Source organism: Psychromonas ossibalaenae ATCC BAA-1528 (assembly GCF_000381745.1).
GTDB classification, from domain to species: domain Bacteria; phylum Pseudomonadota; class Gammaproteobacteria; order Enterobacterales; family Psychromonadaceae; genus Psychromonas; species Psychromonas ossibalaenae.
This window is the reverse complement of sequence record NZ_KB906970.1, coordinates 13,562-38,972: the sequence shown is the minus strand read 5'-3', so window position 1 is coordinate 38,972 and position 25,411 is coordinate 13,562. Positions and strand designations below refer to the sequence as shown.

The 25,411-nt window shown below is 41.2% G+C and carries 29 protein-coding genes; 17 read left to right on the top strand and 12 right to left on the bottom strand.

The window, feature by feature from the left end; genetic code table 11:
- The first annotated feature begins 19 nt into the window (after window positions 1-19).
- Genes trpB through G327_RS0103080 form a run of 4 tightly spaced genes read left to right on the top strand, consistent with a single transcriptional unit; the run spans window position 20 to window position 2,932 of the window.
- Window positions 20-1,207: a tryptophan synthase subunit beta gene (gene trpB, locus G327_RS0103095; RefSeq protein WP_019613298.1), complete on the top strand. Its 1,188-nt coding sequence runs from the start codon at window positions 20-22 to the stop codon at window positions 1,205-1,207.
- Entirely contained in the window at window positions 1,207-2,016 is an 810-nt protein-coding gene (gene trpA, locus G327_RS0103090; RefSeq protein ID WP_019613297.1) for a tryptophan synthase subunit alpha, read from the top strand. Before trpB ends, trpA begins: the two co-directional genes overlap by 1 nt.
- A gap of 41 nt (window positions 2,017-2,057) precedes the next feature.
- Window positions 2,058-2,630 carry a septation protein A gene (locus G327_RS0103085; RefSeq protein ID WP_019613296.1) on the top strand — a complete coding sequence of 191 codons (573 nt, stop codon included), beginning with the start codon at window positions 2,058-2,060 and terminating at the stop codon, window positions 2,628-2,630.
- A 2-nt stretch (window positions 2,631-2,632) separates the two neighbouring features.
- Window positions 2,633-2,932: a YciI family protein gene (locus tag G327_RS0103080; protein ID WP_019613295.1), complete on the top strand. Its 300-nt coding sequence runs from the start codon at window positions 2,633-2,635 to the stop codon at window positions 2,930-2,932.
- 145 nt (window positions 2,933-3,077) lie between these two features.
- Here the strand turns inward: G327_RS0103080 and dapD are convergent, their stop codons facing one another.
- The 3 genes from dapD to djlA form a co-directional block, all read right to left on the bottom strand.
- Entirely contained in the window at window positions 3,078-4,106 is a 1,029-nt protein-coding gene (gene dapD / locus G327_RS0103075; RefSeq protein WP_019613294.1) for a 2,3,4,5-tetrahydropyridine-2,6-dicarboxylate N-succinyltransferase, read from the bottom strand.
- Between the two features lie 134 nt (window positions 4,107-4,240).
- Window positions 4,241-4,768: a DUF2937 family protein gene (locus G327_RS0103070; RefSeq protein ID WP_019613293.1), complete on the bottom strand. Its 528-nt coding sequence runs from the start codon at window positions 4,766-4,768 to the stop codon at window positions 4,241-4,243.
- Window positions 4,769-5,566 carry a co-chaperone DjlA gene (gene djlA / locus G327_RS0103065; RefSeq protein WP_019613292.1) on the bottom strand — a complete coding sequence of 266 codons (798 nt, stop codon included), beginning with the start codon at window positions 5,564-5,566 and terminating at the stop codon, window positions 4,769-4,771. It lies immediately after the preceding gene.
- Window positions 5,567-5,837: 271 nt separating this feature from the next.
- Between djlA and lptD the strand changes: the two genes are divergently transcribed.
- From lptD to G327_RS0103040, 5 genes are read left to right on the top strand one after another with little or no spacing between them, the layout of a single operon-like run.
- Window positions 5,838-8,222 carry an LPS assembly protein LptD gene (gene lptD, locus G327_RS0103060; RefSeq protein WP_019613291.1) on the top strand — a complete coding sequence of 795 codons (2,385 nt, stop codon included), beginning with the start codon at window positions 5,838-5,840 and terminating at the stop codon, window positions 8,220-8,222.
- 10 nt (window positions 8,223-8,232) lie between these two features.
- Entirely contained in the window at window positions 8,233-9,552 is a 1,320-nt protein-coding gene (locus G327_RS0103055; RefSeq protein ID WP_019613290.1) for a peptidylprolyl isomerase, read from the top strand.
- Window positions 9,552-10,535 (top strand): 4-hydroxythreonine-4-phosphate dehydrogenase PdxA, encoded by a 984-nt coding sequence (gene pdxA / locus G327_RS0103050; protein WP_019613289.1) that lies wholly within the window; start codon window positions 9,552-9,554, stop codon window positions 10,533-10,535. Before G327_RS0103055 ends, pdxA begins: the two co-directional genes overlap by 1 nt.
- Window positions 10,536-10,560: 25 nt before the next feature.
- Entirely contained in the window at window positions 10,561-11,376 is an 816-nt protein-coding gene (rsmA, locus tag G327_RS0103045) for a 16S rRNA (adenine(1518)-N(6)/adenine(1519)-N(6))-dimethyltransferase RsmA (protein ID WP_019613288.1), read from the top strand.
- Window positions 11,376-12,197, top strand: coding sequence for a symmetrical bis(5'-nucleosyl)-tetraphosphatase (locus tag G327_RS0103040; RefSeq protein WP_019613287.1), 822 nt, complete (start codon window positions 11,376-11,378; stop codon window positions 12,195-12,197). The genes rsmA and G327_RS0103040 overlap by 1 nt, the downstream gene beginning before the upstream one ends.
- Window positions 12,198-12,222: 25 nt before the next feature.
- Here the strand turns inward: G327_RS0103040 and G327_RS0103035 are convergent, their stop codons facing one another.
- Both G327_RS0103035 and folA read right to left on the bottom strand, forming a co-directional pair.
- Entirely contained in the window at window positions 12,223-13,491 is a 1,269-nt protein-coding gene (locus tag G327_RS0103035) for a GGDEF domain-containing response regulator (protein ID WP_019613286.1), read from the bottom strand.
- Window positions 13,492-13,535: 44 nt separating this feature from the next.
- Window positions 13,536-14,024 carry a type 3 dihydrofolate reductase gene (gene folA, locus G327_RS0103030; protein WP_019613285.1) on the bottom strand — a complete coding sequence of 163 codons (489 nt, stop codon included), beginning with the start codon at window positions 14,022-14,024 and terminating at the stop codon, window positions 13,536-13,538.
- A 159-nt stretch (window positions 14,025-14,183) separates the two neighbouring features.
- Between folA and G327_RS0103025 the strand changes: the two genes are divergently transcribed.
- The 3 genes from G327_RS0103025 to G327_RS27305 are packed head-to-tail and all read left to right on the top strand — an operon-like array spanning window position 14,184 to window position 15,850.
- Window positions 14,184-15,173 (top strand): DUF2333 family protein, encoded by a 990-nt coding sequence (locus tag G327_RS0103025; protein ID WP_019613284.1) that lies wholly within the window; start codon window positions 14,184-14,186, stop codon window positions 15,171-15,173.
- Between the two features lie 15 nt (window positions 15,174-15,188).
- A complete protein-coding gene (locus G327_RS0103020; protein ID WP_019613283.1) occupies window positions 15,189-15,602 on the top strand; it encodes a hypothetical protein in 414 nt (137 codons plus the stop codon).
- The gene (locus G327_RS27305; RefSeq protein ID WP_483826382.1) at window positions 15,602-15,850 is read left to right on the top strand and encodes a GDCCVxC domain-containing (seleno)protein; all 249 of its coding nucleotides are present in this window, start codon (window positions 15,602-15,604) and stop codon (window positions 15,848-15,850) included. The genes G327_RS0103020 and G327_RS27305 overlap by 1 nt, the downstream gene beginning before the upstream one ends.
- Before the next feature lie 185 nt (window positions 15,851-16,035).
- Here G327_RS27305 and G327_RS0103015 read toward each other — a convergent pair whose 3' ends face one another.
- From G327_RS0103015 to G327_RS0103000, 4 genes are all read right to left on the bottom strand, one after another.
- Entirely contained in the window at window positions 16,036-16,371 is a 336-nt protein-coding gene (locus G327_RS0103015) for a PBPRA1643 family SWIM/SEC-C metal-binding motif protein (protein ID WP_019613282.1), read from the bottom strand.
- A gap of 113 nt (window positions 16,372-16,484) precedes the next feature.
- Window positions 16,485-16,949, bottom strand: coding sequence for a threonine/serine exporter family protein (locus tag G327_RS0103010; protein ID WP_019613281.1), 465 nt, complete (start codon window positions 16,947-16,949; stop codon window positions 16,485-16,487).
- Window positions 16,950-17,006: 57 nt separating this feature from the next.
- Window positions 17,007-17,783, bottom strand: coding sequence for a threonine/serine exporter family protein (locus tag G327_RS0103005; protein ID WP_019613280.1), 777 nt, complete (start codon window positions 17,781-17,783; stop codon window positions 17,007-17,009).
- 31 nt (window positions 17,784-17,814) lie between these two features.
- Window positions 17,815-18,771 carry a methylenetetrahydrofolate reductase gene (locus tag G327_RS0103000; protein ID WP_019613279.1) on the bottom strand — a complete coding sequence of 319 codons (957 nt, stop codon included), beginning with the start codon at window positions 18,769-18,771 and terminating at the stop codon, window positions 17,815-17,817.
- Between the two features lie 170 nt (window positions 18,772-18,941).
- On the opposite strand from G327_RS0103000, the gene rsmE reads away from it, so the two are divergent.
- The 4 genes from rsmE to ruvX all read left to right on the top strand — a co-directional run bounded on the left by rsmE (window position 18,942) and on the right by ruvX (window position 21,990).
- Entirely contained in the window at window positions 18,942-19,670 is a 729-nt protein-coding gene (rsmE, locus tag G327_RS0102995; RefSeq protein ID WP_019613278.1) for a 16S rRNA (uracil(1498)-N(3))-methyltransferase, read from the top strand.
- A gap of 28 nt (window positions 19,671-19,698) precedes the next feature.
- A complete protein-coding gene (gshB, locus tag G327_RS0102990) occupies window positions 19,699-20,655 on the top strand; it encodes a glutathione synthase (protein ID WP_019613277.1) in 957 nt (318 codons plus the stop codon).
- Window positions 20,656-20,863: 208 nt separating this feature from the next.
- Window positions 20,864-21,493, top strand: a complete 630-nt coding sequence (locus tag G327_RS0102985) for a YqgE/AlgH family protein (protein ID WP_019613276.1) — start codon at window positions 20,864-20,866, stop codon at window positions 21,491-21,493.
- A gap of 59 nt (window positions 21,494-21,552) precedes the next feature.
- A complete protein-coding gene (gene ruvX / locus G327_RS0102980; RefSeq protein ID WP_026339158.1) occupies window positions 21,553-21,990 on the top strand; it encodes a Holliday junction resolvase RuvX in 438 nt (145 codons plus the stop codon).
- An 83-nt stretch (window positions 21,991-22,073) separates the two neighbouring features.
- On the opposite strand, the gene G327_RS0102975 is transcribed toward ruvX, so the two are convergent.
- Both G327_RS0102975 and ung read right to left on the bottom strand, forming a co-directional pair.
- Window positions 22,074-22,613, bottom strand: a complete 540-nt coding sequence (locus G327_RS0102975) for a hemerythrin domain-containing protein (protein WP_019613274.1) — start codon at window positions 22,611-22,613, stop codon at window positions 22,074-22,076.
- 76 nt (window positions 22,614-22,689) lie between these two features.
- On the bottom strand, window positions 22,690-23,340 hold the full coding sequence (gene ung, locus G327_RS0102970; RefSeq protein ID WP_019613273.1) for a uracil-DNA glycosylase: 651 nt from the start codon (window positions 23,338-23,340) through the stop codon (window positions 22,690-22,692).
- A 353-nt stretch (window positions 23,341-23,693) separates the two neighbouring features.
- On the opposite strand from ung, the gene grcA reads away from it, so the two are divergent.
- Complete coding sequence (gene grcA, locus G327_RS0102965) at window positions 23,694-24,074, top strand: autonomous glycyl radical cofactor GrcA (RefSeq protein WP_019613272.1); 381 nt, start codon at window positions 23,694-23,696, stop codon at window positions 24,072-24,074.
- A 397-nt stretch (window positions 24,075-24,471) separates the two neighbouring features.
- Here grcA and tesB read toward each other — a convergent pair whose 3' ends face one another.
- Window positions 24,472-25,332, bottom strand: a complete 861-nt coding sequence (gene tesB, locus G327_RS0102960; protein ID WP_019613271.1) for an acyl-CoA thioesterase II — start codon at window positions 25,330-25,332, stop codon at window positions 24,472-24,474.
- Window positions 25,333-25,411 lie beyond the last annotated feature (79 nt).

The window sequence follows — 25,411 nt, the reverse complement described above, 5'->3', positions numbered from 1 at the left end:
AATTAAAAGGTTCTATAAAATGGAAAAGTTAAATCCTTATTTTGGACAATTCGGCGGCATGTACGTACCACAAATTCTTGTGCCGGCATTAAAGCAGTTAGAAGAGGAGTTTCTAAAAGCACAAAGCGATCCGGAGTTCCTTGCTGAGTTTTCAGAATTATTAACTGAATACGCAGGACGCCCGACTCCCCTTACTTTATGCCGTAATTTAACTAAAGGTAAAAAAACTAAACTCTACCTTAAACGTGAAGACCTGCTGCACGGCGGTGCACATAAAACCAACCAGGTGTTAGGTCAGGCGCTGCTGGCTAAACGTATGGGTAAAAATGAGATAATTGCAGAAACCGGTGCGGGTCAGCATGGTGTTGCCACTGCATTAGCCTGCGCTTTACTGGGCCTAAAATGTAAAGTTTATATGGGCGCGGTTGACTGTGAACGTCAGAAACCTAATGTATTCCGTATGCGCTTAATGGGGGCGGAAGTGATTCCGGTAACATCGGGCTCATCAACCTTGAAAGATGCCTGTAATGAAGCGTTACGGGACTGGGCAGGCAGTTATGAAACTGCGCATTATTTATTAGGTACAGCGGCTGGGCCTCATCCATTCCCAACCATTGTACGTGAGTTTCAAAAAATGATTGGTGAAGAAGCCAAACAGCAGTGTCTGAAAAAAGAAGGTATCTTGCCCAATAAAGTGATCGCCTGTGTCGGCGGCGGCTCTAATGCTATCGGTATGTTTGCTGATTTTATTGACCATGAAAATGTTGAATTAATTGGTGTTGAACCCGGCGGCCACGGTATTGAAACAGGTGAGCACGGCTGCCCTATCTCCTACGGTTCAAAAGGTATCTTCTTCGGTATGCACTCACTGATGATGCAGGATAAACACGGCCAGGTGCAGGAGTCTTACTCTATTTCAGCCGGCCTGGATTTTCCATCTGTCGGACCGCAGCATGCCCATTTAGCAGAAACAGGCAGAGCTCAGTACGTCAATGCAACTGATGACGAAGCATTAGCAGCTTTTAAAGTCCTAGCCGAGCAGGAAGGTATTATTGCAGCGCTGGAATCATCACATGCACTGGCACATGCTCTTAAAATTATCAAGCATGATGATAAAGAGCAGATTATTATTGTTAATTTATCCGGCCGAGGTGATAAAGACATTTTCACTGTTGCTGAAATTTTTGAACAAAAAGGAATGATCTAATGAGCAAACGTTACGCAGCTTTATTTAACCGCCTTGAAACTGAAAACCAGGGTGCATTTGTTCCTTTTGTTGCTATCGGCGATCCTAACCGGGAACTTTCGCTTAAAATTATTGACACCTTAGTGACAGCCGGTGCCGATGCACTGGAACTGGGCATCCCTTTCTCCGATCCGGTAGCCGATGGTATCGTAATTCAAGATGCATCAACACGTGCTTTAGACTCCGGCATAACACCCGACAGCTGCTTTGAAATCATTCGTGAAATTCGTAAACAGCATCCGACAATACCGATCGGCTTATTACTCTACGTTAACCTTGTATACCGTAACGGCATTGAAAACTTTTATCAGCGCTGCGAAGAAGCGGGTGTTGATTCAGTCTTAATTGCTGATGTGCCGTTGGAAGAGAGTGCGCCTTACCGCGCGGCGGCTGATAAGTATAATATTCAGCAGATTTTTATTGCGCCGCCCAACGGCTCTCCAGAAACCCTGCGACAAGTCGCTGAACTAGGCTCAGGTTATACATACCTGCTAAGCCGTGCTGGTGTAACCGGCGCAGATGCAAAAGCCGGTATGCCGGTTGAGCATATGTTAGCAACATTAAACAAGCATAACGCGGCGCCCTCTTTATTAGGGTTTGGTATTTCTAAACCTGGTCAGGTAAAAGAAGCGATTAAATCTGGAGCAGCCGGCGCAATATCCGGCTCAGCTGTTGTTAAAGTAATCGAATCAAATCTAGATAACCCGGAAAAACTGCTAAGTGAAATGCACAAATTCATTAAAAAAATGAAAGCTGCTACCTATAAGTAATATATTAAAGCGGGTTTACCCGCTTTTAAGTAGAGATAGATATGAAGCAATTTTTTGAATTTATTCCACTGATCATTTTCTTTGCGGTTTACAAAATGGTCGATATTTATGCGGCAACAGCGGCATTAATGCTGACAACGGGCCTTATGCTGGCGTTTAATTATTTCAAAAACGGCAGGCTTGAAAAAATGCATATTGTTACTTTTGTAATGATCATGGTATTTGGTACCTTAACGCTGGTTCTGCATGATGATGTCTTTATCAAGTGGAAAGTAACCGTGGTTTACGCTCTGTTTTCATTGGCCTTATTAGTTACTCAGTTTGTCTTTAAAAAGCCGGCTATCAAACAGATGCTCGGTAAAGAATTAACTCTTCCGGATAATATCTGGAATAACCTCAACCTTGCCTGGGCAGTTTTTTTCGCTCTGTTAGGTGCTGTTAATGTTTATGTTGCATTCAGCTTGTCGATGGAAATATGGGTTAACTTCAAGGTATTCGGTCTGCTGGGTCTTACGCTGGCATTTACCGTTTTAAGCGGTATATATATCTATAAATACTTACCGGTTCCAGAATCGGAAAAAGAAGCTTCAGCCAATAAAAATTCAGAGGAATAAATATGTTATATGTTATTTTTTCACAAGATGTTGAAAACAGCTTAGCACAGCGTAAACAGGCTCGTCCTGCCCACCTTACTCGTTTACAAGAGCTGGATAATCAGGGGCGTTTATTGGTAGCCGGCCCAAATCCTGCGATTGACAGCGAAGATCCTGCTGATGCCGGGTTCAGCGGTTCTACCGTCATTGCAGAGTTTAATTCATTACAAGATGCACAGGCCTGGGCGGATGCAGATCCCTATGTTGAAGCGGGTATTTATGCAGAAGTGATTGTAAAACCTTTTAAGAAGGTTCTGCCTTAGTTTTTAAAGCAGCCCTTAGATCATCAATAAAACCAGCATCTGCTGGTTTTATTTTATTTGCCATTGTACATTTTAATAAACAACCGCTATAAAAAAGGATTACTTAAAAGTAACCCTAATACGATATTAATAAGACAAATAGCTGTTAGTTTGAATGCAGCATGCTGTTTAATTCAACGGCACTTTTGTTGGCTAGACATTCAATTTGTCCAGTCATTGAGTTGCGGCGGAAAAGCAGGTCATCTTTATTTGCCAGCTCACGCGCTTTTGCAAAACCGGCTTCCTTGCCTTCATTATCAAGCATCTTGATTTTCGAGCCGGCTGTTACATATAAACCTGATTCAATCGTACAGCGGTTACCCAGCGGGATACCAAGGCCTGCATTAGCACCAAGCAGACTGTTTTCACCAATCGCGATAACCATCTTACCGCCACCGCTTAATGTGCCCATAATAGATGCACCGCCGCCGATATCACTGCCTTCGCCAACCATAACACCAGCAGAAATACGTCCTTCAACCATGCTTACACCCGTTGTACCTGCATTAAAGTTAATGAAACCTTCATGCATTACCGTTGTACCTTCCCCAACATGCGCACCTAAACGCACACGAGAAGTATCGGCAATACGTACACCGTTCGGCACAATGTAATCAACCATTTTCGGGAATTTATCCACACAGTCAACAGTGATAGTTTCACCGTTTAAACGCGCTGTAATCTGACGATCTGCTAATTCAGGGAGATCAATCGCCCCTTTATTAGTCCAGGCAATATTATGCAGCACACCAAAAATACCATCTAAAACCAGACCGTGCGGTTTAACTAAACGATGCGAGATAAGCTGCAGTTTAAGGTAGCCCTGAGCAACAGATACTGGTGCTTCGTCCGACGCTAAAATAACTAATACAAGCGGCTGGCAAGATTTAGCGGCGGCGGCTGCAAAATCAGCATTAGCCGTTTCATTGGCACCGTTAAAAGCAGCGGCCAGCAGCTCAGCAACTGCAGGAGTAATTTCAATTTCCTGATTGCCTTGCTCATAACCGACTAAGCCAGCAATAACAGCAACAAGATCATCACTTGGATTTAATAGAGGGTTAGGGAAAAATGCTTCAATAATTTTCTGGTCACGGTTTTTAGTCGCTGTACCAAAAGCAAGTGCAAATGTAGACATGAATTAAGCTCCGATTTATAAGTCTGAATAAACTTTATCACCATCAGGGTGATTAATTATTAACAGTTCATCATAAAGAAGCAGATCACAGATTTAAAGGGTTAAATGCAAAACTAAGCAATTAATTAGGTTATCTATTGTTTTACTGAACGTGGTGAAAACACTTTTTTTACAAGTAAACAAATGAAATAAAAGAACAATTCAAATAATATTGTAGATAAAAGCGCAAAAATCAAACCAACCGTTATCGCATTTTTATTCAGTACAATATCGGCCTGATAATTGTTTTTTGTTTCAATAAATAAAGGACTGTTCAGTTTAGCGAGTAAATGATACAAGCGAGAACTAACAGGAGAAAGCAGTCTGTCTTTCTGCTCCTGCAGGTAATTAAAACGTTCCATTAAATTTTCAATAAGCAGCGCTTCATCTTGGAACAAGTTTTCGCGGCTGTTTTTATGTTTAGTTATCAGCGCCTGCAGGGAGCCGTCAAAATACAAATCAGCAAGATTCTGATACTGCTGTAACTGATGTTTTGCCTCAATATAATGTGCATCTAACCTATGTTCATACTGCTGTAAAAAGTTAGGTATTTGTATCCCGAGTAACAAAGCCAAAGTAAAAACAAGTTTTAAACTATAACGCTGTACAAGGGACAACAGCATTTATTTAAAACCTCGATTCTTACGAAGCGTCTCATAAGCACGCTGGATATCCTGCGCTTTTTCTTTAGCAATAACCATCATCTCTTCAGGCAGACCTTTAGAAGCTAACTTATCCGGATGATGCTGACTCATTAATTTACGATAAGCACGTTTAATTTCTTTATCTGTAGCCCCTTCTTCAATACCCAGGATCTTGTATGAATCTTCTTCGCTAGCCTGCGGCTGCTGCCCCTGATGGAAATGCTGCTGTCCTTCGAACATCTGTAGTAATCTGTCTAACTCAAAACGGGAAAAACCCAGTAATTCAGCAATCGTATATAAAATATTTTTTTCATTGTCATGCAGCGTCCCGTCGGAGTATGCAACCTGTACTTGAATACCTAAAAACATCTGCAGAACATTGCGATCCCCTCTAACCATCTGTGCAAACTCAGATAACACTTTTTCAAGCGGAAAATCGGCTTCTTTACCAAAAGAAAATGAGGCCTGAGCCTGACTGCGGGCTTCACCCTGCAGGCGCATTTGATCCATATAAGCATTAGCCACTTGAATATCAGTCTGTGTCACCTGGCCTTTTGCTTTCGCAAGATGTCCCATTACCGAAAATGTAGTGTCAAAAAAGAGCTTTTGTCGTTCTTGACTACTGACAGCATTACCAAACAGACCGTTTTGAATATTAAAATTGATTGCCATCGCCCGGTCAAAACGATGACCTAACCAGATACCCAGTAACATGCCGAATATATGCCCGAACATAAAACCAAAAAAACCGCCGAGTATTTTTCCCCAAATACGCATAACCAGAAATACCTTATAAAATAGAAGTGTATGAATATACCCAGTCCACTTGAAAATGCAGAAATCAGCAAGTGGATCGGCGATATAGAATGCAGACATTTTGACTAACTATTTGCAGTTTTGCCAATTATTTAGTCAAAACAGATGAATTTAGCATATTTATGACTAACAATGATTGGAGCAAACTTAAGTTTGCTCTATTATAGCAGGCTCAAATTTTCTTTAGATATGCTTAGCGTTTTCAATTTCTAAGCACCTTTGTGAGTTGTAAATGTTAAAATTATTACCATTATTTTTGATTACACTGCCTTTTTCTGCTGCTAGTGCAGATGAAGCATTAAAATCAGAATCAGATACAAGTCTTAATAATGAAACGCTTAGTGGTAATAGCCAGGCTGTAGAGCAGTTCCCCGCACAATCAGCATCTAAAGAGCCTCGTTCTACGGAGTTTTTCTTCAAACAGTGTTACCAGAATGTTCCCCCGATAACTGTAGATCCCAATAAACGACCAATGGAACAAACTCCGGTCAATATAGAAGCCCGCACTTTAAGCGGAAATCCGGATAAACTGATTTACCAGGATGATGTAAAGCTCAGGCAGGGAGATAAATATTTATCTGCCGATAAACTAACCTACTTTGTTGAACAGGAAAAAATAGCAGCCGAAGGCAACAGCAATTTTATAAACGGAGACGTGAGCCTTGATGCTGATTCAATTGAAAGACAGTTGAAAACCGATCAGACACTATTATATCAGTCAGATTATCAGTTTCATGGGCGGGGCGGACGCGGTAACGCGGATCGTATTTATGATAACGGTCGGGATCTTTATGAACTTGACTCTTCAACATACAGCGCTTGTCCTCCAGGGGATAATACCTGGGCTATTGATTCCACAACACTTTATATCGATAATGAAACAGAAATGGGCAGTGCTTACAATGCCGTATTGCGAGTAAAAGATGTGCCGGTTTTTTACTTTCCATATTTCACTTATCCGCTTACCGATAAACGTAAAACTGGATTATTATTTCCTACATATGAGTTATCAAGCACTAACGGCACGACAATAACTCAACCGCTATATATCAATATTGCGGAAAATATGGATGCTACCATTACCCCCACCTATATGTCTAAGCGTGGTACCTTAGTGGCGGCTGAATACCGCTACCTTCTAGATGCCGGCTCAGGTAAAATGCAGGCGGAATACCTGGGTGATGATCAACTGCGTAATGATGAACGTTATCTATACCACTGGAATCACAATGTTAGTTTTGCTAAAAACTGGCATTTTAGCGCCGATTACAACCGAGTAAGTGATGACTATTATTTTAGTGATATCGATACCGACTACGGAACACGCAGTGATAACCAGCTGCTGCAGACCGCCAAACTAAGATATACAGAGCAGGAGTGGAACAGTGAGCTTGAGGTGCGGGACTTCCAAATTTTAGGAGGTGGTGATACACCGCATAAGGTAATGCCTAAGCTGGCGCTAAGTGCTTATCAGCCGATTAACTGGAAAAGCCTACAGCTGGACTGGTATTCAGAAATATCTAAATTTGCACATAACGATGATAATGTCTACAGCGGTACACGTGTTCACCTGGAGCCGAAATTATCACTGCCGCTTTATTACAACTCTCTGTTTGTTAATACTGAGCTTAAATACATGCTGAGTTTTTATGAACAGACATTACCAGACTCGCCGAAATACAGCTGGTATAATGATCTGGATGAAAATATCAGCCGTTATATCCCTTCATTTAAAATCCATTCCGGCATTAATTTTGAACGTGATTTTGCCCTATTCGATAACCAATACCGACAAACCTTAGTACCACAAGTCCAATATTTATATGTCCCCTACCAGGATCAGTCAAATATAGGTATTTATGATACTACGACTATGCAGCAGGATTATTATGGTTTGTTTCGTAGTAATCGTTACTCAGGTTATGACCGTATTGCCGATGCGAATCAGTTGACCTTAGGTGTATCAAGCAGCTTCTTAAATGCACGCGGCCAAGAAAAAATGCGTTTTGCTGTGGGTCAGAATTTTTATTTCTCAGAATCAGAGGTCGAGCTGCCGACAACAGACGGAGAAGATCAGACTGCCAGCCGCTCTTCGATTATTGCAGAGCTGGACATAAACTTTGAAAATGATTATTTCTATCATGGCGGCATTGAATGGGACAGTGAAAGCAATGTGATCAACAGAGCAAACTCAACCTTTGAAAAACGCTGGGCCTCAAATACCTATGCGCAGTTAAATTACCGTTACATTGCAGAGCAGGAAGACACAAGCTCATCTACACAGGCCGCTAGTCTAGTTAATCAGTTCGGCACAAAAATAAACTGGGCAATCAATTCTCAGTGGACATCTTTTGCCAGTTACTATTACGATATGGAATATAAACATGCCTATGAAAGTATCATAGGAATAAATTATCAGTCATGCTGCTGGTCTTTGGGTTTATCCTATGATAATCATATGCTTCCATACTATGGTTCGCTTGATACAATTACAGAAGACTATCAGACAGAGCGAAGTTTTAACCTTACTTTTGAACTAATGGGATTAGGCGGCGTCGGATTTAGTGACGGAGAACAAGGTCTATTCGATTACGGCCGACCTTTTTACTTAAAATAATGGATACATAATGAAATTAATAAAACATATTCTTTTGCCTCTGGTCTGCGCCTCGCTATTGACGCCTCAAGTTACTGCACAGAGTAAACCATTAGATAAAATCGAAGCGGTGGTTAACCAGGAGGTAATATTAAGCAGTGATATCATACGTATGCAGGAAGAGCTGCAGAAACGTTACCAGGACAGCGGTAAAAGTTTACCAAGCGGTGACAAATTAACCAGACAGATCCTTGATAAATTAATATCTGACCGTCTGCAGCTGCAGATTGCAGAACGTATCGGCCTGCGCATCAACGATGCCCAACTGGAACAGACACTAGAAGAAATTGCTAAAAATGAAGGTAAAACATTAGAGCAGTATCAAGATGAGCTTCTGGCAAATGGAAAGAATTACTCTGCCTTTGTAGACAGTATCCGCAATGAATTAACAGTCAATGAAATTCGCCAGGTACAGGTACGCCGTCGTATCAATATTTCTGATCAGGAAGTTGAGCAGATGGTAAAACGTATTAACGAGCAGGGAGCAAAAACCACTAAGTATCGCTTTGCGCATATCCTGTTGAAAGTAAATAAAAACGGCTCTGCTGAGCAGCTGCAGGCTATTCAGCAGAAGGCTGAGCAGTTAACAGATAAAATAAACAGCGGCACTGATATCTCAGATCTGGCTATTGAGTTTTCACAGGGTCCAAAATCTCTGGAAGGCGGTGACTGGGGCTGGCGCTCTGTGAATGAAATCCCGACTGCATTCGCAGGCGAATTTGCAGATAAAAACCCCAGTAAAGGCGAGTTAATCGGTCCATTTCAGACCGACCTGGGTATACATATCATTAAGGTTCTTGACAAAAAGGGATCTGAAAATGTAATGACCGAAGAAGTTAATGCGCGCCATATCCTCATTAAATCTAACATTATTCTTAGCGATAAAAAAGCCGAACAGCTGCTGGTTAAATACCGTCAGGGCATTATTGACGGAACAGAATCATTCGCTGATTTAGCCAAACAACACTCTCAAGATCCAGGCTCTGCGGTTAAAGGCGGCGAGCTGGGCTGGGCTGATCCGAATATGTATGTACCTGAGTTCAGAGATCTAGCACTGTCACTTCCTCTTGGTGAAATCAGTGCACCTTTCCGTACTATGCACGGCTGGCACATTCTGCAGGTTATGGATAAACGCGAATCAGATACAACAGAACAGGCAACCAAACAAAAAGCTTACGGCATTATATTTAAACAGCGTTTTCCGGCAGAAGTTTATGCATGGATGAACGAAATTCGTCAGGAAGCTTATATTAAAATAAATAATCCCAATTATATTATTGAGGCACAATAATGATTAAGCGTTTAATCATTACCGCAGGTGAACCAAGCGGTATCGGCCCGGATTTAATGCTTCGCTTAGCTCAGCAAAAATGGCCTGTTGAGCTGGTTATCTGCACAGATAAATACCTGCTGGCAGAGCGAGCATCATTACTCAATGAAAAAGTAACACTGCTTGATTATGATGCGCAAAGACCAGCAGAGGTTTCGCAGCCCGGTAGATTAACGGTTGCGCACATGCCGCTGGCACAAGATGTCCAAGCAGGAAAGTTGAATTCAGCAAACGGCCAGTTTGTTCTCGATACCCTTAAATTTGCCAGCCAAGGCTGTTTATCCGGTGAGTTTTCCGCCGTTGTGACAGCACCAGTACATAAAGGCATTATTAATGACGCCGGTGTTACCTTCAGCGGACATACCGAATTCTTTGCTGAACAAGCTGATATTGATTTAGTGGTCATGATGCTGGCTACAACCGGACTACGTGTCGCATTAGTAACCACTCACTTACCTCTTGCTGATGTCTCTAACGCCATTACGGAGAAACGTCTGTCGGAAATTGTTCATATTTTAAATGAAGAACTACAGGTAAAATACGGCATTAAACAGCCGCGTATTTATGTCTGCGGTTTAAACCCGCATGCCGGTGAGAGCGGGCATATGGGACGTGAAGAGATTGATACCATTGAACCGACACTAGAAAAACTGCGTCAGCAGAATATTAACTTAATTGGCCCATTACCGGCTGATACACTGTTCCAGGAAAAATACCTTAAAGAGGCTGATGCAGTATTAGCTATGTATCACGATCAGGGTTTACCTGTTTTAAAATACAAAGGTTTTGGAAAGTCAGTTAATATCACCCTAGGGTTACCGTTTATCCGCACATCCGTTGACCACGGCACGGCATTAGATTTAGCCGCCACTGGTAAAGCCGATGCAGGCAGTTTACTATGCGCGGTCAACGAAGCGATCACCATGATACAAAATAAAAATTGAAAGTAAGAAACAAGGCAAAATTACAATGAATGATAAAACACACCTAGGCCACACCGCCCGTAAACGGTTCGGCCAGAACTTCTTACACGACGATTATATTATTGATTCGATTGTGGCCGCGATTGCACCGCAAAGTGACGATAATATTGTAGAAATCGGACCAGGTTTAGGCGCGCTGACGGAGCCGGTGGCTTCGAAAGTGAATCGTTTAAATGTGGTAGAGCTGGATCGAGATCTAGCCGAACGCCTAGCCAAACACCCGACTTTAGCTGATAAGCTCAATATCACTCAAGCTGATGCAATGCAGTTTGATTTTGGTCAGCTAGCCAGTGAAGATAAGCAGCTTCGTGTCTTTGGTAACCTGCCGTACAACATATCAACTCCGTTAATGTTTCACCTGTTTGAATATGCCGATAAAATTTCTGATATGCATTTTATGCTGCAGAAAGAAGTGGTTAACCGCCTGTGCGCCGGACCTGACTGTAAAGCTTACGGACGCTTAAGTGTCATGGCGCAGTATTACTGCAAAGTTATTCCTGTCTTAGAAGTACCGCCTACGGCCTTTATACCTGCTCCTAAAGTTGAATCAGCAGTAGTACGTTTAGAACCCTATGATACACCACCGTTTGCTGCTAAAAGTTTGAAAGTATTAAACCAGGTATGTTCAATGGCTTTCAATCAGCGCCGTAAAACCATACGTAACGGCTGGAGAGATTTATTAACCGTAGAGCAGCTGCAGGAAATTGGTATTGATACGGGCAAGCGTGCTGAAAATATTACCGTCGAAGAGTATGTTAAAGTAGCTAACTATGTTTATGATCAGCAGCTGAACGCAAAATAATGGCAACTTATATTGTTGGAGATATCCAGGGATGCTGTGACGAACTGCAGCAGCTGTTAACAATGGCCGACTTTGACCCCGCATGTGACGAACTCTGGTTAACTGGAGATCTAGTTGCACGCGGCCCAAAATCACTGCAGACACTAAGGTTTGTTAAAGGCTTAGGGGACAGCGCTAAAGTTGTATTAGGCAATCATGATTTACATCTACTGGCTATCCATCAGGGGATTCACCGCAATAAAGAAAGAGACCAGCTAACTGATTTATTAAATGCACCAGACTGCGACGAACTGCTGAAATGGCTTCGTCTGCAGCCGCTGCTGCTTCGCCATCCAGAATTTGATTTTGTGATGGTGCATGCAGGTATTTCCCCGCAGTGGACCATTCCACAAGCTGAAAAATATGCACAAGAGGTCGAATTAGAACTGCATAGTGAAAACTACAAACAGCTGCTTGAGGATATGTACGGCAATCATCCGCAGTCATGGGACGAACAGTTACAGGATATAGAACGCTTACGCTTTATCATTAATGTATTTACGCGCATGCGTTACTGCTTTTTAGACGGCTCTTTAGAATTTGAAAATAAATTAGCACCGGAGCAGACCGACAGCGGCTCTCTTAAACCCTGGTTTGAAATAAACACGCTGGATCAAAGCAGTGAGATACTTTTCGGGCACTGGGCTGCGTTATTAGGCAAAGTCAGTAAAAATGGTGTATACGGATTAGATACCGGCTGTGTATGGGGAAACAGCTTAACCATGCTGCGCTGGCAGGATAAAAAACAATTTTCACTAGCCTGCCCTGTTCATAGTGAGTAATAACCTTCCATTTAACAGAAGGTTATTACTCAGCTAATATCACCTGGTTACGGCCGTTTTCTTTTGCCTGATATAAAGCTTTATCCGCCCGACTTAACGATGACTGCAGACTACCTTCGCGGCCGCTGAAGACACCGATACTTACCGTTACTTTAAACTCAAAGTCGTCTTCTAAAACAAAAGTCAGATCCGCAATGCGTGCGGCTAACCTCTGCAGCTCAAGCAGTGCTTGTTCTGATGTTTTATCACAGAGTAAAAAGCAGAATTCTTCTCCGCCGAATCTAGCTGCGATATCTTTTCCGCTAAACTCTTCCTGTAAAACTTTTCCAAGCTGCTGCAAAACAGCATCACCGGCATCATGACCATAGTTATCGTTAACTTTCTTAAAGAAATCAATATCTAATAATGCAACTGCCATAGTCGACTGTTTCTTTTTCTGCTGCTCAAATAAACGGTTGCCGTCCTCAAAAAAATGACGGCGATTAAAAAGACCGGTTAGATGGTCTCTGGAAGCTAAATATTTTAATTCGCGAATATGTTCAAGCAGTTCCATATTCTGATTAATTCGACAGAAAAATTCTTCTTCTAGAAATGGTTTAGTAAGGAAGTCGCTGCCCCCCAATTTAAGGAAACGCGCTGATAGCTGGTTGTTACCAAAAGTCGACATACCGATAACGGCCATCTCCTGACTGCTGTAGATACTGCGGATCTCTTTAGTCAGCTCCAGACCATCCATCTTGGGCATATTAAAATCCGTTAACACTAAGCTGATATTACTGTTTTCTTTTAATATCTTTAAAGCCTCAGGGCCGTCCTGTGCTTCCTGAACCTGAAACTGATAAATCAACAGCAGTTTTCTAATATAGGTGCGCACACTTTTAGAGTCATCAACCACCAGCACTTCAAGTTTTCTATTACGCTCCAGCTGATTTAATAATGAAACAACATAGTCAACATTGCTACGCCCCTCTTTTAATACGTAATCAACAATGCCCCGAGTGTAAATTTTATTACGGAAACGTTCATTCAGCTTACCGGTAAAAATGATAGACGGAATATCAAACTGTACAACATAATCGATAACCTCGCCGTTCGGCGCATCGGGTAAATTGACGTCCAGCAGCGCCGCAAAAAACGAATGTTTTTTTTCAGCTAATAAAACTTTCAACTCAGCAAAATTTTCGACTGAGATAACTTTAAATTGTTTAACTGATTCGATGCTGCGTTTTAAAATACGGGTGAACATCTTGCTGTCTTCCACCACCAGGATATATTTTATTGTTTTTTTTACCACTACGCCCTCTCTTAAAATAAAATCAGATAATTAAATACAAGCTATTAAACCCTTTCTAATGTGACAAATTGATAGTTATAAACATTTTTTTGATCCGCAAGATGGGCTTCACGATCACTTTCAGACCAGTCAGCTGCTGCCTGATAATCAGGAAACTGTGTATCACCTTGAGTTTTAAAATCAATAAATGTCAGGTATAAGCGTGTTGCCCTGTTTAAAAACTGCTGATATATCGTGGCGCCGCCGATGACCATCACTTCCTCAACACCTTGTACCAGGTCAAGCGCCTGTTCAACAGTCTGCACACAGCTGACACCTTGTATCTCAAGGTTTTTATCGCGCGTTAAAACAATATTTTTTCTGCCGGGAAGCGGACGACCAATTGACTGATAGGTTTTACGTCCCATAATAACGGGTTTGCCTAACGTCACACGTTTAAAAAACTGTAAATCAGCCGGTAAATGCCAGGGCATTTTATTATCTAAGCCGATAACTCTATCTTCAGCCATAGCGGCAATCATTGAAACTTTCATATTGACCCTTATTCTTTATATTATCAGCCAAGATTATCATAATACTCAGATAATCTTGTTTATATTGAGAATATTTAGCATTAAATATTTAGCATTTGTTATGATGATTAAATCTTTATTTTATCTGTATCAGCAGACAGCAAATAATAGGAATTATGTATGACAGTTTCACTAAAAAAAGGGATTCTCAGCGGCTTAGCGGTTATCTCACTATTATTATGGCTCATCTCCTTATGGTGGGGATGGATGCCGTCAACCTATGATGTAAAAGCTAAGGTCCTCGAGCAGGCAAAAATCAATAATCATGAGATTGTTGCCGGTTATACAACAACCACAACGCTGATCGACATCACCAGCTGGTTAACGGATAAACCAGGAGGATTTTTAGCCAATGATGTCACCCTCCCTTCGCTGCTGATGGATAATATGCCGGCTTTTGAATACGGTGTGCTAGAACAGGTAAGGGACTTAACCTTAGTAATGCGCCTAGACTTCAGCCGCTCCCAGTCGCAGTCAAGTGGTGATAAAGATTTAGCAGTTGCGCAAAGCAAGGTTAACATTTCTCACAAAAACTGGGCATTTCCAAGTGCTGAAGGGGAATATAAAGACGCAGTGACTGCTTTAAAGCGATACCGCAGCAGACTAGCCTCCAAAGATCAAAAGGATGCACAGTTTTATACTCGTGCAGATAATTTAAGCGGCTGGCTGCGGGAAGTTGAAAAACGTTTAGGTGCAATTTCTCATAATTTAAGCGCCAGCGTAGGACATGATCGTTACGATACTACTTTAGCTGGAGACCCGACTGCGAAACAATCTACTCAGAGTGATGAGCAGGTTTCAGTAAAAACGCCATGGTTTAAAATTGATGATGTATTTTATGAGAGCCGCGGTTCAACCTGGGCACTTTTGCATTTTTTAAAAGCAATAGAGATAGACTTTGAAGATGTATTAGAAAAGAAAAATGCGCAAGTGAGCCTGAAACAGATAATCCGAGATTTAGAGTCAACTCAGGATACCGTCTGGAGCCCGATTATTTTAAACGGCAGCGGTTTTGGTCTTGTTGCAAATCACTCATTAGTTATGGCAAATTATGTTTCTCGGGCGAATGCGGCACTTATTGATCTGCGCGCATTATTAGAACAAGGTTAAATATAAGGATATTATATGAAAGGTGCAGGTGGCACATCTGGCGGTATTGGTACATTTTTCATCGGTTTAATCATGATGAGCGGTGGTTTTTATCTTTTGCTCAATGCGATTTCGGTTACATCAAACTTTGCATTAAGCACCCGTTTATATGGGTTTTCAGCTGCCGGCGGCCATTTTGGCATTACCAGTGGTATGGTAATGATTCCATTTATATTCGGTATCGGTTTAATTTTTTATAACAGCAGAAATATTATCGGCTGGTTATTAAGTCTAGGTTCAATAACCGCTTTAATATTCGGCGTAATTTCGTCAATCCAGTTTAACTTCAGAACCATGAGCGCTTTTGATTTGATTACCATATTAGTACTTGCTGTAGGTGGACTGGGGCTGTTTCTGCGCAGTTTAAAATCACTTAATGATGCAGAGTAATTCTTAATTTAAAAATAAAAGGGAGGAGACTTATCGGTGAAGTTATTTTACAAAGTATACTTACCTGCCCTTTTTGCGGTTTTCAAAAAAGTGAAATAATGCCGGTCGATGCCTGCCTATATTTTTATCAATGCAGCGGCTGTAAAAAACTATTAAAACCCAAAGCGGGAGACTGCTGTGTATTCTGCTCCTATGGAAGTGTAAAATGCCCTCCAATACAGCTGCACAAGCCCTGCTGCCGGAAATAACCGACACAAAAAAGCCGTTAATAAATCAACGGCTTTAACAAAGAGCATAAAATAGAAACGTTGATAATCAACGGCTTTAACAAAGAGCATAAAATAAAAACGTTAATAATTAACGGCTTTAGCAATAGTTAAAAACTGAAACGTTGATAATTAACGACTTTAGCAATAACTATAAACGTCAGTAATTAACCACAGCACTTCTTGAATTTTTTACCACTTCCACAGCTGCACGGATCATTACGCTTAGGTAGTTTATCAAAGGTCATCGTTTTAGGTTTATTTAAAAAACCTTCAAGCTCTACAATATTCTCTTCGCTGTCTGCATCTACTTTAATATCTGCAAACAGTGCATTTTCCTGCAGAATTAATTCGATTTCAGTTTTTCTAGCTTCACTGCTTACTGTTAATGTCAGTGGAGACTCTTCTGTTCCGGCTTTTACAGCACGTTTTGTATTAAAACCATAACTTGAGTGTTTGGGTTTTTTCTCTTTCTTGCCTTTAAAGAAAAATTTATCTGACATTATGAAACCTATATTTAGAAATAATTAACAGCGCGAAGCTTACACGAATACCATGCTAAACGGTAAAAGAAAAAAAATTTAGTTTTCTATATTCTTATCGTAGTTTTTTCAACTCAAACAATCGGCCGGCCTCGATAAATTAATATCGACGGCAGCGCTAAACCAAAACTAAGAGCCCCAAGAATAAACAGCGTACGCAGACCATTTTCAACAATAACCTGCATCAGTTCCAGGCTGTATCCGCCGGAATTTAATTCAACAATACCGATAATGGTGGTAAACGCATAACTTCCTGGAATCATGGGAATAATTGATGCGACAGTAAAAACCGGGCGCGGAATAAGGTGCTTACGTGACCAGTATAATCCAACAAACCCCATACTGCTTGAGGCGGCTAATGTAGCCCACTCAATAGGAATCCCAAAGTGCATCAGCAGGTAACGAAGACTGTGTGCAAATGCCCCGCCGACCGCGCAGTAGATCAGCATCTTCTTAGGTACATTAAATACCATGGCAAAACCAACTGCCGGGATCCAGGCAAACCAGGCATCAATGACTAATAGTTTTAACAACTCCATTTCAAAAACTCCCTCTGACCTGCTCAAAGCTGCTGTTAATCATTTGTAATCGTTTCATTAATTTATCCACCCGACAACACCGGTCAATGTCATCGATGCAACGATACCAATCGCCACACTAATACTTAATAATGTTGCAAATACCCAGCGCGCAATGCCTGTACTGATATGCCCTTTAAGCATATCGGATACTGCATTAATCAACGGGAAACCCGGTACTAATAATAATACACAGGCAGCCATCGCAATCTGCGGTTCTTCACCAAAGTCATATATCACTCCAAGGCTGGAAATGGAAGTGGCGACAAAAGCGGCTGATGCAAAATTAACAAAAGGATTATGATGGCGGTGGGCAAGTTCCTGACGCAAAATCATTGCACCGGCAGAGGCAAAAAAGGTGGTGATATACACCGGCAGATCTCCACCAAAAAAGTGACTGAAACTGGCACATGAAAAACCGATCATCAATACCACTAACCAGCGGTTGTATTTCATCGGCTTTAAACGCTGTAAACGTTCTTTTACCTGTCCAGCATCCATTAGCTGCTTTTCAGCCATCACACAAAGCCGCTGCACCTCACAGACCATCTGCATATTAATGCCGCGGTCATAACAACGGCGGGTAGTCGTTATACAGTTGCCGTTAAATAAGCTGGTAATAACAATAGAATCAGAACTGACCGACAGCTCGATACTTTGTGCTCCAAGTGCAGTACCAAGTCGTTGTGTCGTCTGCTCAACTAAACGGCTTTCAGCTCCGTGCTGATGCAGAATCTGCCCGGCTTTTACAGCTATTCGTGTTAATTCAGTTTGTTGTTCTTTGCTTAATTCCATTTACCTGCCTTTAGTACAACTGGTGCATACCTTACAGCTGTGATTCAGCTAATTTAAGATCTAAGGTCGCTTTTAATAATTTGAATAATAATATAGCAGCGTCAATCTCTTCTTTGCGGTTGGTTAAACTTTCGATATTTAATCCAAAAGGAATATCTAACGGCAGGCAGGCCTGCAGAATCTGTTCAAAATTATTACGACTGATCAGCAGCGACTCTTTAAGCGGGTTTTCTGACTGTAAAATACGTAAACTTGTCGCCTCAGGTACCGATATACCCAGCCATTCAATAAACTCCAGGGTTTTGGCACTACCACAAGGAGAAAAAGTCAGTACAACACGTTTAGGTTTAACCCCTTCACTTTTACATTCCAACGCATAACGAGTCAGCAGATCAATCGTTGCCTGCGCGTTATAAACAGCTTGAGAGATAAAAAACTCACAGCCCTGTACTTCTTTAGCACGCAGGCGTAAATGCTCATCACCTTTGCTGATATGACGTTCAGCGATAGTGACACCACCAAGATGAAAATCTAAATTATGATCGCGCAATGCCTGGTAAGCATCCGGCAAAGACAGCTTAATTTCACCTTCAGAGGAGGGGCTGCCGACCAGAACAATGTCGCGCACCGAATATTGATGCCACGCATCCGATAACCAGCTTGAAAAATCAGCAGCGTCGCGCTGAGAAACACTTTTATAGGTGATCACCGGTTTAGTTGATTTATCATGCAGTAATTTTGAATATAAACGCGAGTCGTGGGTATATTTGAAAGGAAAAGGACGCGGTTTATCAATTCGTGAAGTTTCATCCTGAATATCATAAACAATCAGGCCGTCATAATCGATCGACTCCAGTCTATTCAGTAATTTATCAGCAATTCCGGATACTAACGCAATATCCGTATCCTGTTTAGGAGGTGTGGTACCAATAAAATAAACCCCTTGTTTGGGATCACTGGATTTATTCTTTAAAATCGAATCATACATAATAATATTCCTAAACCTATAATAACTATAAATTGTCGCATATCTATGCAGTAATTGAAATCAACTCACTGATAAAGTGAGTCATCAAGAAAACAGCAGCAAGCAATAGTGTTCTGCAAAGTTTTCGCGGTATACTTAAGGCCATTATTCATTACAGCAATAGAATACTTATGCGCAACCCTCGATTTTATGATCCACAAACTTTAACCGTATCCAGTGAAATATTACTTGGCGACGATGCCACGCAGCATATCCGGGTTTTACGCTTGAAAGCGGGTGCTGAAATTATTCTGTTTAACGGTTTAGGCGGGCAGTACAAAGCAAGCTTAAAAGAGGTACAAAAACGCTCCTGCACTGCGCTTATCACCTCCTTTCAGGAAACCTGTAACGAAAGCCCGCTGCACCTGCATCTAGGACAGGTTATTTCGCGCGGTGACCGTATGGAGTTTGTTATTCAGAAAGCCGTGGAGTTAGGCGTTAATGAAATAACGCCGTTATTAAGCGAGCGCTGCGGCGTAAAACTCAATAAAGAACGAATGGAAAAAAAACTGCAGCAGTGGCAGAAAATAGCCATTGCCGCCTGTGAACAATCCGGGCGAAATATTGTGCCGACCATTCATACTGCGACTCCTTTACAAGTCTGGTGTAACAGCCAGGATCAGGCAACAAAACTGACCCTTCATCCCCGCGCAAAATATTCAATTAATACATTACCGGGTGAAATCAGTCATATTCGTTTATTAATCGGCCCGGAAGGCGGATTAACAGATGAAGAAATCACCTTGACTGAAACCTTAAATTTCACCGAGACCTTATTAGGTCCGCGAATTTTACGTACTGAAACCGCCGCACTCACAGCAATAACGGCTCTGCAGTGTCGTTTTGGTGATCTTGCATAACTATTTATAGCGCCACAAAGGAAAGAATATGACCATTAAAATCGGTATCGTCATGGATCCAATCTCTGACATTAAAATTCATAAAGACTCTAGTTTTGCAATGTTACTGGAAGCTCAGTCTCGAGGCTGGGAACTGTATTATTTAGAAATGCAGGATCTGTATTTAGATAACGGACGCTGTTTTGCCAGCAGTAAAAAACTAACCCTGCAGCGTGATGCAGATAACTGGTACCAGCTTGAAGAAGCTGTTGACCACCCGCTTTCTGATTTAAATGCTGTTTTAATGCGTAAAGATCCGCCTTTTGATACAGAATACATCTACGCAACTTACCTGTTAGAGCGCGCAGAAGATGAAGGCTGCCTGATTGTTAATAAGCCGCAGAGTTTACGTGATGCCAATGAAAAACTCTTCACCGCCTGGTTCAGTGAATTTACCCCGACTACGCTAGTAACCCGCAGCAGTCAAAAAATTCGTGATTTCCATGCGAAGCATAAAGATGTCATTTTAAAACCGCTGGACGGCATGGGCGGCGCTTCTATTTTCCGCATCAAAGAAAACGACGCTAATATCGGCGTGATTATTGAAACATTAACCGAACATCAGCAGCGTTACTGCATGGCACAGGCATTTATACCGGAAATTAAAGACGGTGATAAACGTATTTTAATCGTTGACGGAGAGCCAATGCCCTATTCATTAGCACGAATTCCAGCTAAAGGAGAAACACGCGGTAATCTGGCGGCCGGCGGAAGCGGTATAGCACAGCCTTTATCAACAAGTGACTGGCATATTGCAAATACCATAGGGCCTAAATTAAAAGAAAAAGGACTTATTTTTGTAGGGCTTGATGTGATCGGCGATAAAGTGACTGAAATTAACGTTACCAGTCCAACTTGTATTCAAGAAATAGATAATGCCTACGGTACGAATATCAGCGCTAAGTTAATGGATGCGATCCAAAAACGCATTACTAATAGCAAATAAAGATATAGACCCACCGATTGAAAACTTAGAAGCTTCAATCGGTTTACTTTTAAAACTATAAAATAAACATAAAGATAGTAGTTTGTGCATCATTTATGCTTTATTTTTGCATTAATCGCTGTCAGCTAAACTCAGTAACAAAAACTAAGTAATATCTGTAAATGCGGCCATACTTAATAGTGCGGTAACCTATAAAAGGGAGTATCACATGACAAATATAACAACAAAAAATGATAGCCCGGCTACTAATCATATGCATAAAAATAGCCATACCGAAGTACTTAGTACTTTAAAAAATCATTTCCTGATTGCCATGCCCTCTTTAACTGATCCCTATTTCAAACAATCCGTCGTTTACGTCTGCGAGCACGATGAAAAAGGTGCAATGGGTTTTATTATTAACTTTCCCGTTAAGTTAACCCTGCAGGAGTTATTAAAAAATGTCGAAACAATCACTCATCAACCAGAGCCTCCTTTGCTTAATCCGGTATTTTTAGGTGGACCTTTAGAGTTGGAGCGCGGTTTTGTACTGCACAGCCCGCTTGCCGACAACTCACAGAGTACGCAGCTGAATGATCATCTTATGATGTCTAATTCCAATGCAATATTATCCACCTTAGGCACTAAAAATGAGCCTGAAAAATATATGGTCACATTAGGTTACGCCAGCTGGGACTCAGGACAGCTCGAACAGGAGATGAATGATAATCACTGGCTTACTATTGAAAGTGAAAATGACATTATCTTTAACACCCCGGCAGAGTTGCGCTGGAGTGAATCTTTACACCGCTTAGGCATTAACCCTGAGCAGCTTACCACCAGCATAGGTCACGCATAATAAAAATGTTTGACTTGATATTATAAACTTCCCCATCAATGCAGGGCGATAAAGAACAGATGACAGAAAAGATAAAAGCACCATCCAGCCTTTTAGGATTTGACTTCGGTACAAAAAGTATCGGCGTCGCCACCGGACAGATGATAACCGCTACAGCACAGCCGCTGGCGGCTATTAAAGCAAATGACGGCATTCCTAACTGGGATACTGTTGAAAAAGTGATAAGTGACTGGAAACCGGATTTAGTAGTGGTTGGTTTACCACTGAATATGGACGGTACAGAGCAGAAAATAACGCAGCGCGCAAAAAAATTCGCTAACCGTTTAAACGGCCGCTTCGGGGTAAAAACAGCCCTTCAGGATGAACGCTTAACAACGGCAAGCGCTAAAGAATTCATCTTTGCTAACGGCGGTTATAAAGCCCTTGATAAGGGTAAGGTTGACAGTGTCTCTGCAGCCTTGATTCTTGAAAGCTGGATGGAAAGTTATTACGGCTGAGAGTTAAATGATAACAGTAAAACAAAAGCGCATTGCCTGACGGCATAAATGCGCTTTTAATTCACTTTTATCCAAATGTCCTATTACTCCTGATTGATACGATCTGCCAGGTCCCGATACTGATCAGAAATCGTATCTCCAAACAACGGATCACTATACTCATCAAGTAACCACTGCTGCTGCAGAGTAGACCAGTCATCAGGTGATAAACTGTCTTTAATCGCCGGGAACACCTCCTGCTCTTCATAGGCCAGGTGTGCAGATTGAAATGTTACAAAATCACTTAATTTTTTAATACAGTGCTCTTTCGGGACAATCGCATCGAGCAGGATCATATCCAGCAGCTCATCCAGCTCAATAGTGACTTTAGAAATCAGTTTATGCTCCCGAGATAAACGGTTTGCAACCTCGTCAGGCACAACGCGATATTTCAGATAATAATCATAAATTAAGTCTTCCATAGGATGGTGATATTTATCAGAATATTCTCTTAAATAAGTGATCATAGCTTTGATTAAGCGATAATCTATTTTTTCATCCTGCTCTAACCGGATAATCTTCTTTCTTAAAATACTCAATAATTGATTAATATTGGCATGATCATTGCGGATAATCGCTAGCATAATAAATACTCAGTATATGAAAAATGAAATTGTAGTATAACTGTTCAATTTTTATAAACCGCTGAACTAAATCACATTACCAAATAATTGCTGTTTGTCCTGTTTTCGCTAATATTTCATTCACTTGGCGAAAATGGTCACATCCTAAAAAACCTCGGTAAGCCGATAACGGTGACGGATGCGTAGACTTGAGAACAGTATGTTTTTCAGTATCGATTAACTTTTCTTTTTTATGTGCATAACTCCCCCACAGCAAGAAAATAACCCCGTTTTGTGATTGATTAATTCTACTGATAGCATTATCGGTAAAAGTCTCCCAGCCTTTATTCGCGTGACTGCCCGCACTGGCCAGCTCAACACTTAACACAGCATTTAACAATAAAACGCCCTGCTTTGCCCAGTGTTCTAAATTACCGGATTCTGGTATTTTGTAACCGTCGATACTGCTCGAGAGTTCTTTATACATATTGCGCAGCGAAGGTGGAATTTTTATCCCTTCGGGTACGGAAAAACTTAAGCCATGTGCCTGCCCCTCGCCATGATATGGATCCTGTCCTAAAATAACCACTTTGACTTTTTCTAACGGTGTTAAATCAAAAGCATGAAAGCGCAGCTGTGCCGGCGGATATATTGTTTTACCTAACGACTCCTGCTCAGATAAAAAGCTCTGAAGTTCTTGAAAATACCCTCTGTTTTGCTGCTCATTTAAAAATTCATTCCAACTCATTTATTATTCCTTTTTTCTACTACAGACAAAATACAAAATTAAACAGGTGTTAAATATTAACTTTTCCACAACAACCAGTTAACATACCATTCTGAAACTTAATAACACCACTAAAAATTGATATAAAACAACTTTACAGACCGCACCACGACTAGCCTCGTCAATTGCACTGACATTACTCAATAAAAGTGCAATTAACCCCCAATAAAAATATGTGAATATTGATTTACATCAATCATTTCAAGTCATATAATCAACTCAGATTTACTAATTGCAGTTGATAACCGTACCTTTGTTACGAAACTGTAATTTAAATACACATTTTTATATTAACCTTAAATAAGGAGCTTATCATGGCTTTTGGTATCCAAATCACTAAATCTGAAAATGCATCTCTACTTAACTCTTTCTGGTTATTAGACGAAGCAAATGCTCAAGCACGCTGTTTATGTGTTAAAGACAATGCATATGCTGAAGATCAAGTTGTATCTATCGCTGATCTAGGTGATATCGAATACAAAGAAATTGCAGTTCAAGCACCGGCTGCACAAGAAGGCGGCCAGCATCTAAACGTTAATGTTTTACGTCGTGAAACATTAGAAGATGCAATTAAACACCCGGAAAATTACCCGCAGTTAACAATTCGTGTATCTGGTTATGCAGTTCGTTTTAACTCACTGACGCCGGAACAGCAGCAGGATGTATTAACACGTACATTTACTGAGTCTCTATAATCGTTTACTGATTATCAGATAAGACTGAACAGGGAAGTTGATGCTTCCCTTTTTTATGCCTGTATTAAAGATTAAACCGTTCGCTTTAACTCGCTAGACCTACTACATGGCAGAACAACAGCCGAACGTACTAACACGTACATTTACAGAGTCTCTATAACTTATAGTGACGCATAGTAAGCTCTGAGAAGGAAGCCACTGGCTTCCTTTTTTTGTACCTGTTAAATACAAATTTCAGGCTATGCCTGAGTGTTTTAACTCTGCTATACCTACTACATGGCAGAACAACAGCCGAATGTATTAACTCGACCATGTACTGAATCTCAAAATTTTTATCAGATAATAAAAAGGGAAGTCAGTGACTTCCCTTTTTATATAGGCATTAAGTAAACTCACACTATTTCCGATAGCGAATCAGGCCTTCTTGAATCGTAGAGGCTACCAGTTTGCCGTCTCGTCTAAAAAACTGACCTTTAACTAAACCGCGTCCGTCTGACGCCACGGTGCTTTCAACAGAATATAATAACCATTCATCTAAACGAAAGTCATGATGGAACCACATCGAATGATCCACCGTAACAACCTGCATGCCATCTGTTAAATAAGAAACACCATGCGGCTGCAGCGCCGTAGGTAAAAAATTAAAATCAGAAGAATAAGCCAGTAAATAACGATGAATACGTAAATCATCGGGCATTTTACCATTCGCTTTAAACCAGACTAAACGTTTTGCAGGCTCGATTTCAGGCTCAATAGGATTAACAAATGTTACCGGACGCATCTCAATCGGTTTTTCACAGACCAGTTTATCGCGAATAGAATCCGGCAGCATCTCCGTATGAATCAATGCCATCTCCTGTTCGGAAATTAGTGCATCAGGATCCGGCGCATTAGGCATTTGATCCTGATGCTCGAAACCTTTTTCTTTCGCTTTAAACGAAGCTGTCATATAAAAAATCGGCTTGCCGTCTTGAATCGCTTTGATACGTCTTGCAGAAAGCGTCTTACCGTCACGGATCCGTTCTACATCATAAACAATAGGTTTATCTGTTTTACCTGGACGCAGAAAATATGAGTGAAAAGAATGCACCTGATGCTTAGGCTCAACGGTTTCTTTAGCTGCAGAGATTGCCTGCCCCATCACCTGTCCACCAAAAACGGCACCGAATCCCAGGTCCTGACTGCCGCCGCGGAATAAATTCTCTTCTAATTTCTCTAAACTCAGCTGATCTAAGAGATCATTTAATACTTTACCCATTTTTAGCTCCAAAAAAAGAGCGGATAAACCGCCCTTTATTATATCCATCCTGCTTAAAAAAAATCATCAAGCAGCTAGG